At 57.7% G+C, this 433-nt stretch carries 1 protein-coding gene; it reads left to right on the forward strand.

Annotated elements, in window-relative coordinates; translation table 11 throughout:
- Nucleotides 1-100: 100 nt before the first annotated feature.
- Nucleotides 101-415, forward strand: coding sequence for a MocE family 2Fe-2S type ferredoxin (locus EH240_RS37560; RefSeq protein ID WP_036245547.1), 315 nt, complete (start codon nt 101-103; stop codon nt 413-415).
- Nucleotides 416-433: the final 18 nt, after the last annotated feature.

Here is a 433-nt window from a genome sequence, read left to right on the forward strand (position 1 = left end):
GACGAACGGATGAAGGCGCGTTTCCGCGCCAAGAAAGAGCGCCTCAAGGACAAATCGGCCTGAACCCGCTCGAACCCTGTTGCCTCAAAATCTAGCGAGAGTGACGATGCCTTGGATTGACGTTTGTGGAGCCGACGACCTGGAAGAGGAAGGCGGCCTGCGGTTCGACCATGCAGGTAAGACGTTCGCAATCTTCCGGAATCATCAAGACCAGTATTACTGCACGGACGGGCTTTGTACCCACGAGAATATCCACCTCGCCGACGGGTTGGTGATGGAGAATACGGTGGAATGCCCCAAGCATGCCTCGGTCTTCGACTTCACAACCGGCGAGGTCGAGACGCCTCCCGCCTGCGATAACCTGCGCACCTACGCCGTTAAGGTCGAAGGCGGCCGCGTGATAATCGATGTCTGAGGAGACGATCCGATGACC

Origin of the sequence: Mesorhizobium tamadayense (assembly GCF_003863365.1) — a bacterium.
Classification (GTDB): domain Bacteria; phylum Pseudomonadota; class Alphaproteobacteria; order Rhizobiales; family Rhizobiaceae; genus Mesorhizobium; species Mesorhizobium tamadayense.